1 protein-coding gene is annotated in these 3,940 nt (G+C 44.5%); it reads right to left on the bottom strand.

The genetic code is table 11. The features are described from left to right. Positions 1-247: 247 nt before the first annotated feature. The gene (locus tag JX312_RS10255; RefSeq protein ID WP_204457926.1) at positions 248-3,859 is read right to left on the bottom strand and encodes a hybrid sensor histidine kinase/response regulator transcription factor; all 3,612 of its coding nucleotides are present in this window, start codon (positions 3,857-3,859) and stop codon (positions 248-250) included. Positions 3,860-3,940: the final 81 nt, after the last annotated feature.

Below are 3,940 nucleotides of genomic sequence, written 5' to 3' on the forward strand. Positions count from 1 at the left end.
ATGAGAAAAAACAAGTAAATTTGCATCGTCATCTGAGGTCTACAGTCTTGAGTGAACCCGCCTCAGACACACTCAGTGAAACACTACCATTGGTTAGTTTATTTACTCCCACATAGACCTTATATGGGTTTTGCAAAATTACCACCGTCCGTTATTATCAAGGTTTGATTACTGACATTTTGAGGTTTGTTTTCTGACATATTATGCTATTATTCATAAAATCAGACATAAACACGTTAAACCTCGTTCAATTCTGTTCGCAAAATTTACTTGGAGACACCCCGAAGTGTTTCTTAAAGATAGTGCTGAAATACTTAGAATTAGCAAAACCTGTCACCACTGCAACTTCTGCCACAGGCATATTTTGTTTAAGTAATTCGGCGGCTCGTTCAAGTTTCAGGATGCGGATAAATTCCTGCGGAGCCTTCCCGGTCAAAGACTTCAGGCGACCAAAGAACAGCGTCCGGCTCATTGCCATCTCCCGGCATAGATGTTCAATGTCAAACTCGGTGTTTGACATATTTGCGATAATTATATCAACTGCCTTATCAACAAATGCCTTGTCAGATGCCGGCATTTCGCTTGTCCGATTGCCTTCGGTTAGTGTCGGTTCCTCGACGATTTGTGGAATTGTCTTCACTTCGACTACGTCACCCTCGGCTCCCATCAGTGCGAGCCTCATAAGATATTCACGGATACGCTTGCGATTGTGGAGCATACCTCTGACCTTGCTTTTGAGGATGTCAAGGCTGAACGGCTTGGCGATATAGTCATCGGCTCCTTTTTCAATGCCGTTCACAATCGCGTCATGAGTGGTTTTCGCAGTAAGTAAAATGACCGGAATGCCGGCGGTGTCAGGGTTGTTCTTTATCATGCTGCACAGCTCGTCACCCTGTAGTCCGGGCATCATTACGTCTGAGATGATAATATCCGGATAGTGATTCTCAAGGAATCTTAGGGCATCCTCAGCCGAAATAGTTGACACGACATTATATTCAACCGAGAATGTTGCTGTCAGATAATTCCTGAGATCATCGTTGTCTTCGACAATCAACAATGTCTCATCCTTACTCTCAGAAACAGCGGATACTACGGGAGAAGGTATGCGTATTTCATTCAAGGCCTCATTCAGATTATTCGGATTCCAGTGAATGACAGGCTCGTCATAGATACGCTTGAATGAGATTGTAAAAGTGGTTCCTGCATTCTCTTTGGATGTAAAGCCTATGTTGCCGTTGAGCATTTCCACTATACGCTTGACCTGAAGCAGACCGAAACCGTTGCCTGTTTCTTGTGACGCTCTCGCATTCTCGGCTCTATAGACATTTGTGAATATGTTTTTCTGCTCTTTCTCAGGTATGCCTATACCATTGTCGGTAATCCTGATGACAGCCTTTGACTTGTTTGCGGTTAGTGACACCTCCACTTTGCCACCTTGATTGGTATATTTGCAGGCATTCGACATGAGGTTATCAAGCATAAGTTCAAGCAGATGTCTGTCAGCTGAAACCACTACCTGCTCATCGGGAACTTGCAGGTGAAGCGTGATGCCGCGTTTTTCACCAACATTATTGAAACAACTCAGTTCCTCCGACAATAGATAATTAAGATTGATCGGCTCGATGTTGACCTTTGCTTTTCTCGAATCAATCTTTTCAAAATCGAGCAGCTGAGCGGTGACAGCATTAAGCTTTCGTATATTTGCGCCCGCCACATCGAGCAGATATTTAGCCTTTTCGGAAAGACCGTTCTGTGTCTTCAGCTCTTCAATGGGCGACATGACCAATGACAATGGAGTGCGGATGTCGTGGGCTGTATTGATGAAAAATCTGATTTTGTCTTCGTCATGCTCTTTTCGCAACTGATACCATTTATACCTAATTATAAAATATATAATAAAGGCTATTATAGCCAGATAGCATATTCTCGCCCATATTGTATTCCACCACGGTTCTTCGACAGTGATGTCAATAGAGGTTTCATCTATGACTCGTCCGTCGCTTTTACGCAACGCTTTTATTTTTAGGGTATAATTGCCCGGCGGCACATTCCGGAAGCGGGCGGTACCGTCCATGGTCATTTCGCTCCAATCGTGGTCATACCCTTCAAGGATATACTGATAAGCGATGTCATTGCGATAGTCTATGTTTATTGCCTCAAAATCAACATCAAACGAATTATGACTGGCACTGAGCACTATATTCCGGTTTTGCAGCATCTCAAAAAGCTCCGGTATAATCTTGGCAGACTCCTCTTCGCTGATGCCGTCAATAGTGAATCGGGATATTCTCAATGGTGCGGAGTATTCAGCTACACTGATTTTGTCGGGCGACAGCCTGACTGCGCCTGCCGTACTGCCGAAAATCAAATCACCGTTAGATGTCCTTAAAATCGAGGACTTGTTATATTCTCTGGCAATTCCGTTGATAAAGTTAAGACTGGAAACTGTTGAATCGCCTATGATTGCGAGACCGTTGCCTGTACTTGCCCAAAGGCGTCCCTTGTCATCATGCACAAGACCGTATATATCATTTGAGGGCAATCCGTCTGACATTTTTATCTCGCGTATGATTTTCCTGTTCTTATAATCATACAGGTTAAGACCACCACCTTCGGTTCCAAGCCATACTGTGGTACCTTTTGTGAACATCATCGGGATTATATATGCACTTACGTCGTGCTCTGACTGCTCTTGAAAATTGGCGTACCAGTTATAGCTGTTCGTGTCGGCATCGATGATATAAAATCCGTTGCCGGTAGCGACACCTATACGCTTCTCGTCAACGACACTGATTGACATAACGCCGTCTATCTCAAACCTATGATATAACGAGCCGTCGCTATTAAGGGCTACGAGGCAGCCGTGAGGAGAGCCGACCCATATCTTGCCATGACAATCAGTCTGTATTGCGAAGATATAGTTCGATGACAAGGCTCCATCGCTTTGTGTCCAGTGCCCCTTGATGTTTCCCGACAAATCCATACGGTATACGCCGTCGCCATAACAACCTGCCAGTACATTTCCGTTGCCGTCCTCACACAGCGACACAACGACTATTCCGGATAATGAATTTCTCCAGATTCCGGTACGGGGATTGTAAATGCTTATTCCGCGGTCAGTTGCATACCATATATTTCCGTCTGTCGACTCTATGATATAATTCACATTGTTGTTGACAAGAGAGTTGGGATTGTCTTTTATATGTGTAATTATCTGTATGGGCGACTGCGACAGACTCACCATTGTCACCCCTCCGGTATAACTGCCAATCCACAGATTGCCGTTGCCGTCATTCAACAGTGCATATATGCCGTTGCCGGTAAATGAAAATTCAGGTGCGAGTTCCGTGTTGACAAACGTGGTGAGTGAGTTGTCCTTTGCATTATAAGCCAGGACACCGCTGCCGTCAATGCCTATGGCAAGCCGTTCCGGGCTCAGCTTGACAATCGAGCGGATTGGTTTCTGTAACAGGCTGTTTGTGGTATGTATCTGGACAACGTTGAAATCCGACAAATTCAGCATATATAAGCCCTTGTTAAAAGCCCCGATATACAAGGCGTCGCTTGCTTCATCGAAATACAGACTCTGTATATTGGTATCTTTAAGCAGCCCGACATCTTTGACCGCATGGTCGTTGCGCATGAATTTTAAGCCCGATGAAGTAGCCGCAAACAAATAGCCCTTTGCAATAATAATGTCGTTGACAGCCGAGCCGGGCAGAATGGGGCGATAATCCTTATCTGACACGTATTTGAACAGACCGTTATTGGTTGCATATAATTTACTGCCGTCATTGTTAACAAGCATCTTGTTGAGCACAACATCGCCGTGACTTAAGTCGGAAAGATTGCTCGTCAATATATGTGGCGTCCTGAAAAATATTGACGGGTCAGAGGGTTTGAGATTATGAATGAATGTTAAACAGTCCGAAGACTGTGG

Source organism: Barnesiella sp. CU968, assembly GCF_905219685.1.
Taxonomy (GTDB): domain Bacteria; phylum Bacteroidota; class Bacteroidia; order Bacteroidales; family Muribaculaceae; genus Lepagella; species Lepagella muris_A.